The following is a 12718-nucleotide window of genomic DNA, read 5'->3' as shown; positions in this document are numbered from 1 at the left end:
CCGCGGTGCGTGATGCGTCCCTAGCCTTCGCTGAACCGTGTGAAACGGGGAGGAAGGTCACATGAGGAACATCAAGGCCGTGGTCATCGGGACGTTGTCGGCGGCGCTGCTCTTGGGCGTGGGCTGCAGGGGCAACAGCGGAGGTGGTGGGCAGGAAGGGACGGGCGGCTCGGGTGGCGCGGGCATGCAGGGAGGTAGCGGAGGCTCGTCGGGAATGAGCGGTGGTTCCGACATGGGCGGCTCGGGAGCGGGTGGCTCCAGTAGCGGGACCATGGGCGGCACCGGCTCGGGCTCGGGCACCGGCGCGACGGGTGGCACCACCGGCGGCACGACCGGCACGGGAACCAGTGGCACGGGCACCAGCGGCACGCATGGCGGCGGCATGGGCTCGACGGGCCGTGACGCGGGCATGGGCAGCGGCGGCGGCACGCGCCACTGAGGTGACATGAGCGAGACCCCGGAAGGACTCCGATTCCTGCCCGGCTTCCTCTCCGAGGAGGAGGAGCGGGTGTGGGTGGACGTGAAGACCCTGCGCTACTCGTTGAGCTTGCGCACCGTGAAGACGCGGCCGGCGGGCTCCGTGGCGCCTCCCCCCGCGTGAGGCGGGGCTGCTTCCCCGCTGCATGAGCATCCACCGCCAGGCCCTACCGTGGTGGGATGGCATTGGCGCCGGGCGTGCCCACGCTGCGTGACAGGCAGTGTCCACTTCCGGAGGCTCCGCAATGAAACCCCCTCTCTCCCCCAGGATTCACGGCTACGGCGACTATCTCATCGTGGCCCTGCTCGCGCTGGCGCCCACGCTGTTCGACTTCTCGGGGTTGCCCGCGGTGTTCTGTTACGTGCTGGCCGTGGCGCAGCTGGGCATGAGCCTGCTGACGGCCTATCCACTCGGCGTGGCGAAGATCATCCCCTTCACCGTGCACGGCTCCATCGAGCTCGTCGTCTCGTTCTTCCTCCTCCTGGCGCCCTACATGTTCGGCTTCTCGCGAGTCGTCTCGGCGCGCAACTTCTTCCTCGTGTCGGCCATTGGCCTCTTCCTGGTCTGGTTGACCACCAACTACAAGGCAGCCGAGCGTCCAATCGCTGGCGGCATGGGCCAGAGACGCCGCGTGCACGTCTGAGCACTGCCAGGAATGAATCCGGGCCAGGGTCCGTGGCCACGTCGCTTGGATGACAACCCACGCATCGCTCCGTCGAGGATTCCTGGTCCCAGGGACAGGTGCCGGTCCCGAGGGGCGGGGATACCTCTAAAAACAGTCATCTGGCCATGTCGCCAAAAACTCTTGAATCACCCTGACCCTGAATTCCTTTGCACCTGCTGGAGGGGGCGGATGCCTTCTTCTTCACCGGTGGTGGGCAGCTGAAAATCACCACGCGCTTCGCGGGCACGCGGTTGTGCGCGGCGGTCGAGGAGTTCTACCGCAAGGGCGGGACGGTGGCGGGCACCTCGGCGGGTGCGGCGGCCATGTCCGAGACGATGCTCGTGACCGGCACCAGCCGGGAGAGCCACAGGATTGGCGAGTCGCTGCAGATGGCGCCGGGGCTCGGCTTCATCCGGGACGTCATCGTGGACCAGCACTTCGCCGAGCGCGGGCGCATCGGCCGGCTGCTGGGCGCGGTGGCCCAGAATCCGCGCTTCATCGGCCTGGGCATCGACGAGGACACGGCCGTCATCGTCGAGCGCGAGGAGCGCTTCACCGTCGTCGGCGCGGGAGCCGTCTACGTCGCCGACGCCGAGGACGCGACCTACACCAACGTGGCGCAGGAGGAGACGAGCCGGGCGCTCTCGCTCTTCAACGTCCGGCTCCACGTGCTGAGCCAGGGCGACACCTACGACCTGCGGACCCGCCAGCCGTCGCACCAGTTCGCCAAGAAGATGGAGGAGCGGCTGGAGCGCGCCGAGCACCGCCGGAAGGCTCCGTCCCACGCGGAAGCGGCGGGCGCCCAGGTCCACTGACGCGCGGGCGGGCGGCATGCTCGGGGCTCCTGGATTGTTCCTGGGAACAGGGGCATCCTCCGCCCCCTCGTGTCCGCTCACTCCATGCTCATCGATACACTCCTGGGAGACCTTCCCCGCTCCACCTTCCTCCAGGAGCACTACCAGAAACAGCCTCTCGCGAAGCCCTCCACCGCGGCCCACCTGCGGGAGCTGGCGACCTGGGCCACCGTCGATCGCCTCGTCGAGACGACCTCGTGCGACCTGCTGCTGGTGCGCGACGGCAAGCTGTGGCCCGGTGCCCGGCCGAAGACGGCCGCCGAGGCCCGTGCGCTCTTCAAGGAAGGGTACTCGCTGGCCCTGCGCAACCCGGACCGGTACGACGCCGGCCTGGCGGAGCTGGGGCGCACCCTCTCCGCTGAATTGCAGGGCACCGTCAACCTCCAGGTCTATTGCACGCCCGCGGGCCACGGCAGCTTCGGCTGGCACTGCGACCCGGAGGAGGTCTTCATCTTCCAGACGTCCGGCGCCAAGCGCTACCTGCTGCGCCAGAACACGCTCAACCCCACGCCCCTGCACGAGACGCTCGAGGACGAGATGAACCCCTCGCGCGAGCGCACGCCCATCCAGGAGTGCCGGCTGGAAGCGGGGGACTGGCTCTACATTCCTGGTGGCTTCTGGCACGAGGTGACGGCGCCGGACCAGGAGGCCATCTCCATCTCGGTGGGGCTCATGCCGCCCACGGGCATCGACGTGCTGGACTACGTCCGCACGCACCTGCTGCGCTCGCCCGCGTGGCAGAAGCGGCTGCCGATGCTGGGGCACGCCTCGCCCCTGTCGGACCCGGAGAAGATGGAGGCCTACCGCTCCCTCTTCCAGGAGCTCGGCGGGGAGGTGAAGCGGATGCTGGACGACCCGCGCTTCGTGCTGCGCTTCATGGCCGCCGCCGCCACGGCGGGCCTGCGCTCGTCGGTGCTGCGCGAAGGGTCCTCGCGCGACTCGGAGAAGTGAGCCGGAGCCCACCTGCTCCAGAGGACCGCGCTACGGACTCACCGCGGGCTCGTAGTGGGACTCCTCTTCCTCACCGTCCGTGTACCGGACGACGAGGCCCGAGGGCTTGTGTTGATGCGCCAGCCTGCGGCCCCGGTGGATGGCCTGCGTCACATTGGGGAACCGGTCGAGGCCGCGGCTGCCCTCGAGCCGGACGTACCAACCCCGTCCGTCCGCGGCCACGATCACCCACCGCCGGCCGTTGGCGGTTCCCACCTCGCGTCGCTCGCTCTCTTTCCGAATCGCCAGGCTCATGAGGTCAAACTGTCATCCAGCGGCGGACGACGCATTGTCCCCGGGGTCAGCTTGCGGAAAGCATTCGAGTGAGCAGGCGGTTCCGCAGCCACAGGAGGCCCAGGGCGGCGGGTACCACGGTGAGGGTGGTTCGTAACGCGGAGCGTTGAAGCCGCGTGAGGCCATGGGGCATCCAGCCGCCGCTGCTCTCCGCGCCATGCCTCGGGGGCTGGAAGAGAGTGCCCGGCGCCGGGGAGGCTGGAACATCCTGATACAGGTGCTGGCGATCCACCATGCGGGCCATGAGGCGCTCGGCGAGGCCCGGGGCCACGAGGGACAGCAGGTGGAACTGGCGGGCGGAGTTGCCCACGAACATCTCGCGCCGGGGCCGCCGCGCCATGCCCACGATGGCCCGGGCCACGCGCTCGGCGGGGTACACCGGGGGCATGGCCTTGGCGGCGCGGCCGCTGAAGTTGGCGGCGTGCTGGAAGAAGGGCGTGTCGATGGTGGCGGGCATCACCACGCACACGTGGATGTCCCGCTCCTTCTTCACCTCCAGCTCCTGCCGCAGGCTCTGCGACAGGCCCCGGATGGCGTGCTTGGAGGCGACGTAGGCGCTCACGTAGGGCTCCGACATCCGGGCCACCATGGAGGCGTTGTTGATGAGCACTCCGCTGCCCTGCTCGCGGAAGAGGGGCAGCGCGGCCCGCGCTCCATGCACGTAGCCGAAGAAGTTGGTGTCGATGATGCGGCGGAAGACGTCCGGGGGGGTGTCCTCGAAGAAGCCGAAGCCGGTGACGGCCGCGTTGTTCACCCAGACGTCCAGGCGGCCGAACCGCTCCACCGCCCGGCGCGCCAGCTCCTTCACCGACGCCTCGTCCGTCACGTCCGTGGGGACCACCAGGACCTCGCCGCCCACCTCGGCGCATTGCGAGGCCACCTCGTCGAGTGTCTGCTCCTGCCGGCCCGCGAGCACCACCTTCGCGCCGTGCCGGGCGAACGCGAGCGCCGTGGCGCAGCCGATGCCACTGGACGCGCCGGTGATGACCACCACGGACCCCTGGATCCTCCTGGGCATGCCGCCTCCTGGTGGAGGCTAGGTACCGATCATGCAGCGCAGCAGTGGCCGTGACGGCGGGGCCCTTCGTGTGCCGAGCCCGTTGAATGTCTGGCAGCCGACCAGACAGACCTCTTCCCCCCTGACTGGGTTCGTGAGAGACCTGGGGCGTCCATGGCGGACATTGCGTACCGCGAGGTGCGCAGAACCTTTGCACCCGTGACAGGCCAACCGATGGATACGGACCTCGACAATCCCCAGTTCGCGCGTGACGGTTTCGACGCCGCGAGCTTTCGCGAGCTGCTCGCCCGGTACAAGCGCGGTGAGCTCATCGAAGCCCCGCCGCTGGCGGGGGCCCTCCAGCCGCTCCAGGAAGGGGACATCCAGCCGCTGCCGCGCCCGGGCACTCCCGAGTACGAGGACTGCAAGGCGCGGGGCGAGGAGGCATTCCGCAAGGGCCAGGTGGCGGGCCTCGTGGTGGCCGGGGGCGCGGGCACGCGTTTCGGCGGTGGGGTGAAGGGGCTCGTGCAGGTGGTGGGCGGGAAGTCCTTCCTCGACTTCAAGCTGGAGGAGGCGCGTCAGCTGGGGAGGCGCTACGGCCGTCCGGTGTCCATGGCGCTGATGACGTCCTACCTCACGCACGACGAGATCGCCGAGTACCTGGCGGACCACCGGCTGCAGGAGAACGTGTTCCTGTTCCGCCAGCGGATGCTGCCGCGGCTCACGTCCTCGGGCGAGCTGTTCCGGGACGCGGAGGGCAAGCTGTCCTTCGCTCCGTCCGGACACGGTGACGTGTTCCGGGCGCTGCGCGAGAGCGGCGTGGGTGACGAGCTGCGCCGGCGCGGCGTGCGCCACGTGTACTTCTCCAACGTGGACAACCTCGGGGCGACGTTGGATCCCATCGTCATCGGTCTGCACCTCAAGCAGGGCAAGGCCATGACGGTGGAGGTGACGCCGCGCAAGAACCCGAGCGGCGCGCTGGACGCGGGCGCGGCGCCGGTGCGCCTCAAGGGGATGCTCCAGCTGGTGGAGAAGGTGGACCCGACGCAGCATGGGTACATCTCCACCAACAACATCACCTTCACGCTGGAGGCGATGATTGGCCAGGACGTGCCGATTCCCTACCGGGCGGTCTCCAAGAAGGTGGACGACACGCCGGTGATCCAGCTCGAGCAGGTGACGGCGGAGGCGAGCAGCCTCACGCGCCCGGACGGCCAGCCGCTGGTGCCGGTGGCCTTCATCGAGGTGGAGCGCGTGGACCCGGCGACCAGCCGGTTCGAGCCGGTGAAGGCGCCGGACGATCTGCCGCGCGTGGCGGGGCGGTTGAAGCCGCGCCTGCTGGGCGGCTGAGAAGGTGAGGCCGAGCACGGGTGGATGGGCGGGGGAGGGGCACGTCGGCTGCTGCCCCCGCGCCCCCGTTTCGGCCCTGGCCTCACATCGTGTGCTCGGGGCCGTGCCAGAGGAGGCGCCGGTAGCGGTGGAGGCCCGTCCGGGGACAGGGCTCCCGCGTCTCGGTGCGATCGCCCCAGCCCTCGGGCGCGGGCGTGTGCAGCAGGGGCGAGCTCTCGCACAGCTGCTCGAAGACGCACGTGTCCCAGTGCTCGCCGTTGAGGGCGAGCCAGTCGAACAGCAGCCGCACCCCGTGCGGCGCCAGCACGGGATCCATCAGCACGTCGAGGTGGTCCGCGCCGCCCTCGCCGAGCAGCCGCACCACGCGCATGCCGTTCTCCTCTCGGATGGCGAGCGGCGCGAGCCCCACCAGCCGGCCCTCGCTGCGCAGGGTGATGACCCAGGGCGGCCGGGGCGAGAAGGACGCGCCGGAGCTCCGGAGCCAGGGCAGCAGCCACTCGGGCCGCTGGAAGGTGGTGGCCGTGGGACAGCGCGTCCACAGCCAGCGCCACTCGCCCTGGAGCTGCTCGAGGCCCCGGAGGGAGACCACTTCCTCCACCTCGAGGGGAGTGGGAGCCCGCGCTGTCCGGAGGCGGGGCGTCGGGGTGTCCGTGCTCAGTGCCATGGTGCCTCCGGAAGTCTCAGCGTCTCGAGGGCCGCGCGGGCGAGCTCGCTCCAGCGGGCGCCTGTCATCCTCCAGCCGGAGGCTTCGTACGGGAGCACTCCTTCGTGGGGGGGACGGGTGAAGTCGTAGCGGGGCGCGGCCCGGTAGTGCTCGCGGCCCACCGGGAAGGACTCCAGGGTGGGGGCCTGCGAGGCGCAGCACGCGAGCATCCGCCGCTTGGCGGTGCACTCCGCCTCGGTGAAGGCCACCGTCGTCACGGCACGGCCATCCGGAGCGGGGAGGAACCCGGGCGCCATCTCCAGCAATGCCGGAGGCGTGCGCCCCGCGCGGGCCAGCAGTGCCACGGCCGCATGCGAGATGAACGCGGTGGAGTCGTTGTCCGGATGCCGGCCCTCGTAGGGATGCGTGACGAGGAGCGCCGGGCGGAGCGCCTTGAGCAGCGCCACCAGGCACCCGGTGAGCGTGGAGAGGTCCAGCGCGGCCTCCTGGTCCACGGCGCCGAGCGAGAAGAGGTTGTCCCGGGGGACGCCGGCGAGCGTCAGGGCCGCGAAGGACTCCTCCTCGCGGATGCGCGCGTAGGCCTCGCGAACGGGCGGCGCACCCGGAGCGCGTAGAGAGGGGTCCCTGGGCGCGCCGTCGGTGACGTGGACGACGTGGCAGCCGGGACTGCGGCGCAGCAGCCACGAGGCGTCCAGCACCTCGTCATTCGGGTGTGCGGCCACGAAGAGGACGGTGCCTCGCAACGCCTGGGGCGGTAGCAGCAGGGGCGCGAGGATGTCTCCCACGGTGCGCCCGTCTCCGCCCAGATACCTGTCCAACGACGTCGATTCATCAGGAGGCCGCATTCAAGGGCCTCCTTCCTGGTGCTCTCTCCACGCCGCCTCCCATCCGTCCCGCCCCGTCCCGCCCCGCCCCGCCCCACCTTGCTTCAACCACCTTGCTTCAACCACCTTGCTTCAACCCTCGCCCACTGTCCCCTCTCCCTCCGGGAGAGGGTCAGGGTGAGGGTGTCCGTCACCGTTCTTCCAATCCGTGAGCACGGGTGGGGGATGCAACCCGGTTGGGTCCGGCACCCTCACCCCGTTCCTCTCCCGAGGGGAGAGGGGAGATTGCTCACGGTACGAGCTGACCGTGAGGCCGAAGATGACCAGCTTCATGCCGACTCCTGCAGCGTGGACGGCAGGGTGACGGCCCCGACGGCCTCCTCGAGGAGGCGGCGCACCTGGGGCGCGAGCCGCACGCGGGCCAGGCGCCAGCGCTGATTGGGGCGCAGCCGTCCGAGCGTGTAGGCCACCTTGCGGCGGGTGTGCTCGAGCGGGAAGTAGCGGGCGAAGCCCGAGGCGTTGAGCGAGAAGAAGGACAGGGCGTCCGCGTCGTTGAGGAGCGTGAGGCTCATGTCGCCCTCGGGACGCTCGTGGCGGCCGATGAGCCAGCGCACGCGCTCGATGGTGGGCTTGTCCATGCCCACGTCGGAGAGCAGCGCGCACGCCACGTCCGCGCCGCGGGCGGCATGGGCGTCCTTGAAGGCCTGGTAGTCCGAGGCGTGGTGCTCCACGCGCGCATCGGCCTCGGACAGCAGGCGCTCCACGTCGTGGAAGAGGGCCGCCGTCTGGAGGGCCAGGTCCGCGTGGGGCGCGAGCCGCAGCACCCACTGCCAGGTGTCCAGCGCGTGCCGGTAGTCCGCCACGACGAGCGGCTTGCTCAAGTCATGGAGGGCCAGGTGGCGCGCGAGGATGGCGTCGAAGAGGGGCCCGGCGGAGGCGGCGTTGCGGCGGCCGATGAGGCCCTGGTAGCGGGTGAGCACTTCCAGGGCGGTGGCGGCGAGCGCCTCGCGGGGCGAGCCGGTGATGTGCAGGGCCAGGTCATGGCCCGCCAGGCACCCGGCGGCGTCGGCGGTGAAGACGCGCTCGTCCCAGTCGAAGGGGTCGAACCCCGGGGCGCGCCACTGCTGAGCGTCCAGCTTCAGCACGTTCTCGTGGCCGTCCAGGGTGACGGGCCACACGGTGACGGTGGGAAACTCCTCGGCCAGCAGGACGAAGGCACCGGAGTGCGAGGGCGTCGCGTCGTCGGCCCGGAAGTCGGTTTCGGACAGCAGCAGCTGTCGGATCATCGCGTCTCCCGCGGGTGGCCCGCACGTGAGGACGCGTCAAACTGCTGCCGCCGCACTGGAAAGGCCAGGGCCCCGTGTATGGGCGCGTGGGCCAATGCACTGGGGAACGGGCCCCACGTGTGCCAGTGCACGGTGCCCACGGGAGGCCCGTGCGCTGGCGCACAACCGGAGGGTGTCCACCCGGGAGACGGCTGGACTCCGAGTGGAGTCCGGTGGACTACGGGCGGCCGTTGTCGGCCGGCTGATCGAAGGCGTACTGCTCCGCGCGCGGCGCGGCGTCATTGTGGAACAGGGGGCACTTCTGACAGGTGAAGCCCTCCCAGTCCGCGCGCACGGCCGCGTCGATGCACATCGCGTAGGAGCGGCAGTGGACGTTGCGGTAGTCCTCGACGCGATGGTGGTCCGCCCACATGGGCAGGCGGAGCTCGGTGGGATTGGGCTTGGGTGGCGAGCAGGCCATGTCGCTTCAACTCCCTCTCTAAGAATTCGTGGGCCCCCCTCGGGACTCTTCATACCCACTGGTGCGTCGCGTCATTCCCGAGCGGAGAAGGGCGGCGCGGCGGGGCATCTCGTCCGCACAACAGGCGAGCGGGCGGGCGCTCAGCGGCGAGCCCGTCACGCAACCGTTTCCGGGGGCCCGCTCTCCTGGTTGGTGCTCCTTCACTCGGCGCTTCATCCGGGGGGTGCTTTCCCCGACAATGCGCCCCGTGCGTTCCTCGTTCGCCCCCCGCTCCTCCCCCCTGGCCCGCCGGCTGGGATTGATTGCCCTCACCGCCGTCACCCTTCTCGCCGCGGCGGGCTGTTCACCCTTCGCCCGAGCCCTCAAGGAAGGCGACACCTTCTCCGCCCAGCAGAAGTGGGCCGAGGCGGAGGCGGCCTACCTGCGCGCCCTGGAGGAGGAGCCCAACGACGCGGAGGCGAAGGCGAAGCTGCTCAAGCTGCGCCAGCAGTGGAGCGGGGAGATCCTCCAGGGCGCCCGGGTGAAGCACACCGAGGGGGACCTGGCGGGGACCACGACCCTGCTGGTGCGCGCGCTGCAACTGGACGGAGAGAACGCGGATGCGCGCGCGTTGCTGGCGCAGACGCTGGATGCCCGGGTGGAGGTGGCGCAGAAGGCGCTGAAGGAGGACAGGCTGCCGGAGGCCCGGGCCGAGTTCGAGGCGGTGCTGGCGGTGGACGCGGGGCACGTGGCGGCGCGCAAGGGCGTGAGCGCGGTGCAGACGGCGCTGGCGCGGCGGTGGTTCGGCACGGCGCAGCGGCTGGAGGAGGAGGGCAAGCTGGGCAACGCGCTGCTGGCGTACGTGCGCGCGAACCAGGAGCAGACGGGGGCCACGCCCGCGCTGGAGCGCGCCGAGGCGGTGCGCCGCAAGCTTCAGGACGAGGTGGCCTTCCTGGTGGTGACGGGGCCGGCGGAGGACAAGGCGGAGGCGCCGGACGTGGCGCAGCGGCTGTCGCCCGGGCGGCTGTCGGCGCTGCTGCCGCAGGAGGTGCCCATCCGCGTCATCACCACCGAGGCGCCGAAGGACCACGAGGGCGTGCGCCTGGGGCTGTCGGTGGAGCGGGTGATGCCGGTGAAGTCGGTGGAGCAGGCGCAGAAGCTGCAGCGCTACCTGGTGACGAACAAGGCGGTGCCCAACCCGCGCCGGCTGCAGACGGAGGCGTCACTGCTGGAGCAGGAGCGCAAGCTGGAGGACGTGGAGCGCAAGCTGTCGGGCGTGCTGCGCGACTACCTGCGCAAGCAGGACGAGCTGTCCCAGGCGCGCGAGGTGGCCACCCGCTGCCGCTCGCGCGAGCGCCAGGCGTGCAGCACGGCGCTGGCCGAGTGCGTGCGCGCCTTTGGCCAGTCCAAGCCCGGCGAGGTGCCCAAGGAGTGCAGTGCCTCGCGCTGCAACCCCCAGTGCGAGGCGGAGGAGACGGCGCTGTCGCAGCGGGCCTCGGCGGCGCAGGAGCTGGAGCGCCGGCTGGAGGCGGCGCAGGAGACGGCGGAGACGCAGCGGCGCGAGGTGCAGCGAGGCCGGGACGCCTACTACCGCGAGCCCCTCACGGTGGACGAGCCCGTCTACGCCGACTACCCGTACGACGTGGAGCTGCACCGGCTGGCCATCACCGCGAGCGTCACCGAGCGGCTGGTGGCGCTGTCCAAGGACGCGGTGGCGGCCTCTCCGCGCAGCGCGGACTACTCGGCGATGCACGAGGACTCGGCCAACAAGGCCTACGACAAGGTGGGCGTGCTGGCGGACCCGGTGCAGCTGCGCACCGAGGCGGAGCTGCGGGTGGAGGCGGGGGACAAGGCGATGGAGTCCATCGCGCGGCGGGTGATGGAGCACTTCGACGTCTACCGCCAGCGCCGGGTGGAGGATGCGCGCCGGGGCATGGTGCGTCCCAGCGCCGAGGACGTGGTGGAGACGGCGGTGCGCGCGCTGCTGCTCACCGCGGACCAGCCGCCCCAGGACATCCTCCAGGCACTGGCCCAGGCGCGCGGCCTCACCCGCCCCGAGTCCATCTTCGGGCGCTGAGGCGCGCCCTCACCGTGCGACGAAGGGAGTGAGCCGCCGCACCTGCTCGGCGTGGAGCTCCCAGAACACGGCCTGGAGCTGTCTCTCGCGGACAGGGCCCCAATGGGCCTCGTCACCCTCAGACAGCTCGAACACCCGTTCCCAGCTCTGGATGACACGCGAGGCGAAGGGTTCGGGGTAGGGCCAGGCGTCCGTGACGCCCACGCGCTGGAGGGACTCCTCGAAGGCCCGTGCATCCGACTCGGATTGCGCGAGGTAGGTGCGGTTGAGGACCGCATGCCACTTCTGGAAGTCCGACAGGAGGATGCTCTGCCTGGGAAGCACGGCCTCGATGCGCACGGCGCGGGTCCCGGGAGGACAGTGGCCCCTGGCGCGGAGGTCTGGCTGGGGACGGTCCTCTCCTCCGTATTGAACCCAGGCCCAGAGCGGATAGCGGCAACCTGGAGGCGGCGGTCCCACCCGCCTCGCCAGTTGTTCGCCCATCCAGGCGTAGGCGTTCCTGCGGTAGAGGGGAATCCGCCGGCCATCCGTGCGCAGCACGCCCTGCCGTTCCAGCAGTGTGCGCTCGGGAGCCGTGCGGAGGGTCCAGAGGCGCACGGAGTCTTCCATCTTCAGGCGGGCCGTGCCCGGGCGCGAGGACCTATCCACCGCACTGAGTGTTGAGGACCTTGATGATCTCCCGGCAGGTCCCGTTGGGTTTGACGGTGTGGGGGATCTGGGTGATGACCTTGCCGTCCTTCTTGACGGTGAGGTGGTTCGAGCCGGAATGGGTCGAACAGCCATTCTTGCTGGCCGCTCGCTGAAGCGTCGAACTCTTGCAGTCTCCGGGGTAGCTCAGCCCCCCACCCGCGGCGAAACCCGTCACGGAGCCCAGCAGCGCTCCGAGCAGAACCCATGCTGCGGTTGAAGATGCGGAGCGCTTCAGCTTCGACTGCGGGCCAGGTGCCATCATCTTTCCTCCCGAGGAGCACCCTGCTTACGGCAGGAAGGCACTCCTCGGGAAGACCTTCCGGACTTCAGCAGGCCATGGCCTCCTCGGACTGGGGGGACCACAGCGCGGCCTCGGCCGACTGCAGGCAGTCCCCCAGGAAGCGCAGGTAGATGTCGAGCGCCTCGGAGCCGACCTCCGCCAGCGTCCGGGCGTTCTCCGGCATCAGCTGCAGCAGCTCCTCCATCAGCCTCGCGTTGGCGCTGCCCACGTCCAGCTGCACGTGCTCCTTGAGGAAGCTGAGCCCCTCCAGCGTGTCCCGGCCCAGCACCCGCGCCACGTTGGACAGCAGGTGCGGCCCCAGCACCAGCGACAGGTTGTCGATCTCGAACTCGATGGCGATCTGCGCCGCCGGCAGCTCTCCCGCGATGGTCGACTCGTGCAGCTGCCGGTAGGCCCGCATCGCGTCCGTGGGGTGCTGCGCCAGCAGCCGCTCCGTGTGCAGCATGGCCCGGCGGCGGATGTTCCACCGGCGCACCAGCATCCGTACGTCGTCGGTCATCAGCTGGTGGTGGCCGGATTCCTGCTTGGAGTGCTTGAGCAGCCCCTTGCCAATCGAGTCCAGCCCGAGCACCAGGCAGCGCTGGCCCGCCCGGCGGATCCACGCCTCCACCGGCTCGGTCATGTACACGCCGAACGAGTGGTACTGGATGAAGAAACGCTCCAGCACCGCCGGCTCGATGGCGGGGTCCACCAGCCTGCGCATCACCGGATCCGTCGAGATGCGGGCACGCGCGGGCAGGACGTAGGGCTCATACAACTCTTTGACCAGACTCATGGCGACGACTCCTGACGGCTCTTTCTGCGGTACGG

General features: G+C 70.4%; 16 protein-coding genes. 7 read left to right on the top strand and 9 right to left on the bottom strand.

Features of this window, described 5'->3' with window-relative positions:
• Positions 1-61: 61 nt before the first annotated feature.
• The 5 genes from AC16DP_RS19760 to AC16DP_RS19740 all read left to right on the top strand — a co-directional run bounded on the left by AC16DP_RS19760 (position 62) and on the right by AC16DP_RS19740 (position 2947).
• Positions 62-439, top strand: coding sequence for a hypothetical protein (locus AC16DP_RS19760; RefSeq protein WP_329727397.1), 378 nt, complete (start codon positions 62-64; stop codon positions 437-439).
• Positions 440-445: 6 nt separating this feature from the next.
• Positions 446-601: a hypothetical protein gene (locus tag AC16DP_RS19755; RefSeq protein WP_329727398.1), complete on the top strand. Its 156-nt coding sequence runs from the start codon at positions 446-448 to the stop codon at positions 599-601.
• A 121-nt stretch (positions 602-722) separates the two neighbouring features.
• Positions 723-1121 carry a hypothetical protein gene (locus tag AC16DP_RS19750; protein WP_329727399.1) on the top strand — a complete coding sequence of 133 codons (399 nt, stop codon included), beginning with the start codon at positions 723-725 and terminating at the stop codon, positions 1119-1121.
• A 188-nt stretch (positions 1122-1309) separates the two neighbouring features.
• Positions 1310-1957 carry a cyanophycinase gene (locus AC16DP_RS19745; protein ID WP_329727400.1) on the top strand — a complete coding sequence of 216 codons (648 nt, stop codon included), beginning with the start codon at positions 1310-1312 and terminating at the stop codon, positions 1955-1957.
• An 84-nt stretch (positions 1958-2041) separates the two neighbouring features.
• Positions 2042-2947, top strand: coding sequence for a JmjC domain-containing protein (locus AC16DP_RS19740; RefSeq protein WP_329727401.1), 906 nt, complete (start codon positions 2042-2044; stop codon positions 2945-2947).
• Between the two features lie 30 nt (positions 2948-2977).
• On the opposite strand, the gene AC16DP_RS19735 is transcribed toward AC16DP_RS19740, so the two are convergent.
• Together AC16DP_RS19735 and AC16DP_RS19730 are read right to left on the bottom strand one after the other, a co-directional pair.
• On the bottom strand, positions 2978-3241 hold the full coding sequence (locus tag AC16DP_RS19735; protein ID WP_329727402.1) for a DUF2188 domain-containing protein: 264 nt from the start codon (positions 3239-3241) through the stop codon (positions 2978-2980).
• A gap of 46 nt (positions 3242-3287) precedes the next feature.
• Positions 3288-4298 carry an SDR family oxidoreductase gene (locus tag AC16DP_RS19730; RefSeq protein WP_329727403.1) on the bottom strand — a complete coding sequence of 337 codons (1011 nt, stop codon included), beginning with the start codon at positions 4296-4298 and terminating at the stop codon, positions 3288-3290.
• Positions 4299-4511: 213 nt separating this feature from the next.
• Here AC16DP_RS19730 and AC16DP_RS19725 point away from each other — a divergent pair, with 213 nt between their 5' ends.
• The gene (locus AC16DP_RS19725) at positions 4512-5627 is read left to right on the top strand and encodes a UTP--glucose-1-phosphate uridylyltransferase (protein WP_329727404.1); all 1116 of its coding nucleotides are present in this window, start codon (positions 4512-4514) and stop codon (positions 5625-5627) included.
• Positions 5628-5709: 82 nt separating this feature from the next.
• Here AC16DP_RS19725 and AC16DP_RS19720 read toward each other — a convergent pair whose 3' ends face one another.
• The 4 genes from AC16DP_RS19720 to AC16DP_RS19705 form a co-directional block, all read right to left on the bottom strand.
• Positions 5710-6291, bottom strand: coding sequence for a GNAT family N-acetyltransferase (locus AC16DP_RS19720; RefSeq protein ID WP_329727405.1), 582 nt, complete (start codon positions 6289-6291; stop codon positions 5710-5712).
• Positions 6282-7136: a PIG-L deacetylase family protein gene (locus AC16DP_RS19715; RefSeq protein WP_329727406.1), complete on the bottom strand. Its 855-nt coding sequence runs from the start codon at positions 7134-7136 to the stop codon at positions 6282-6284. The genes AC16DP_RS19720 and AC16DP_RS19715 overlap by 10 nt, the downstream gene beginning before the upstream one ends.
• A 308-nt stretch (positions 7137-7444) precedes the next feature.
• A complete protein-coding gene (locus tag AC16DP_RS19710; protein WP_329727407.1) occupies positions 7445-8401 on the bottom strand; it encodes a DUF4202 family protein in 957 nt (318 codons plus the stop codon).
• A 217-nt stretch (positions 8402-8618) separates the two neighbouring features.
• Complete coding sequence (locus tag AC16DP_RS19705) at positions 8619-8861, bottom strand: hypothetical protein (protein WP_329727408.1); 243 nt, start codon at positions 8859-8861, stop codon at positions 8619-8621.
• Positions 8862-9099: 238 nt separating this feature from the next.
• On the opposite strand from AC16DP_RS19705, the gene traC reads away from it, so the two are divergent.
• Positions 9100-10917: an outer membrane exchange accessory lipoprotein TraC gene (traC, locus tag AC16DP_RS19700; protein ID WP_329727409.1), complete on the top strand. Its 1818-nt coding sequence runs from the start codon at positions 9100-9102 to the stop codon at positions 10915-10917.
• Positions 10918-10926: 9 nt separating this feature from the next.
• Here the strand turns inward: traC and AC16DP_RS19695 are convergent, their stop codons facing one another.
• The 3 genes from AC16DP_RS19695 to AC16DP_RS19685 form a co-directional block, all read right to left on the bottom strand.
• Positions 10927-11514 (bottom strand): DUF3841 domain-containing protein, encoded by a 588-nt coding sequence (locus tag AC16DP_RS19695; RefSeq protein WP_329727410.1) that lies wholly within the window; start codon positions 11512-11514, stop codon positions 10927-10929.
• Positions 11515-11557: 43 nt separating this feature from the next.
• Positions 11558-11869, bottom strand: coding sequence for a hypothetical protein (locus tag AC16DP_RS19690; protein ID WP_329727411.1), 312 nt, complete (start codon positions 11867-11869; stop codon positions 11558-11560).
• Between the two features lie 64 nt (positions 11870-11933).
• Positions 11934-12683: a hypothetical protein gene (locus tag AC16DP_RS19685; protein WP_329727412.1), complete on the bottom strand. Its 750-nt coding sequence runs from the start codon at positions 12681-12683 to the stop codon at positions 11934-11936.
• Positions 12684-12718: the final 35 nt, after the last annotated feature.

The organism is Archangium sp. (genome assembly GCF_057119385.1).
Note: the sequence above shows the minus strand (reverse complement) of the source record. Positions and strands in the feature narration are given on the sequence as shown.

Coding starts and splice junctions, on each gene's coding strand:
- AC16DP_RS19760 (WP_329727397.1), top strand. CDS start 62: ATGAGGAACATCAAGGCCGTGGTCATCGGGACGTTGTCGGCGGCGCTG.
- AC16DP_RS19755 (WP_329727398.1), top strand. CDS start 446: ATGAGCGAGACCCCGGAAGGACTCCGATTCCTGCCCGGCTTCCTCTCC.
- AC16DP_RS19750 (WP_329727399.1), top strand. CDS start 723: ATGAAACCCCCTCTCTCCCCCAGGATTCACGGCTACGGCGACTATCTC.
- AC16DP_RS19740 (WP_329727401.1), top strand. CDS start 2,042: ATGCTCATCGATACACTCCTGGGAGACCTTCCCCGCTCCACCTTCCTC.
- AC16DP_RS19735 (WP_329727402.1), bottom strand. CDS start 3,241: ATGAGCCTGGCGATTCGGAAAGAGAGCGAGCGACGCGAGGTGGGAACC.
- AC16DP_RS19730 (WP_329727403.1), bottom strand. CDS start 4,298: ATGCCCAGGAGGATCCAGGGGTCCGTGGTGGTCATCACCGGCGCGTCC.
- AC16DP_RS19725 (WP_329727404.1), top strand. CDS start 4,512: ATGGATACGGACCTCGACAATCCCCAGTTCGCGCGTGACGGTTTCGAC.
- AC16DP_RS19720 (WP_329727405.1), bottom strand. CDS start 6,291: ATGGCACTGAGCACGGACACCCCGACGCCCCGCCTCCGGACAGCGCGG.
- AC16DP_RS19715 (WP_329727406.1), bottom strand. CDS start 7,136: ATGCGGCCTCCTGATGAATCGACGTCGTTGGACAGGTATCTGGGCGGA.
- AC16DP_RS19710 (WP_329727407.1), bottom strand. CDS start 8,401: ATGATCCGACAGCTGCTGCTGTCCGAAACCGACTTCCGGGCCGACGAC.
- AC16DP_RS19705 (WP_329727408.1), bottom strand. CDS start 8,861: ATGGCCTGCTCGCCACCCAAGCCCAATCCCACCGAGCTCCGCCTGCCC.
- traC (WP_329727409.1), top strand. CDS start 9,100: ATGCGCCCCGTGCGTTCCTCGTTCGCCCCCCGCTCCTCCCCCCTGGCC.
- AC16DP_RS19690 (WP_329727411.1), bottom strand. CDS start 11,869: ATGATGGCACCTGGCCCGCAGTCGAAGCTGAAGCGCTCCGCATCTTCA.
- AC16DP_RS19685 (WP_329727412.1), bottom strand. CDS start 12,683: ATGAGTCTGGTCAAAGAGTTGTATGAGCCCTACGTCCTGCCCGCGCGT.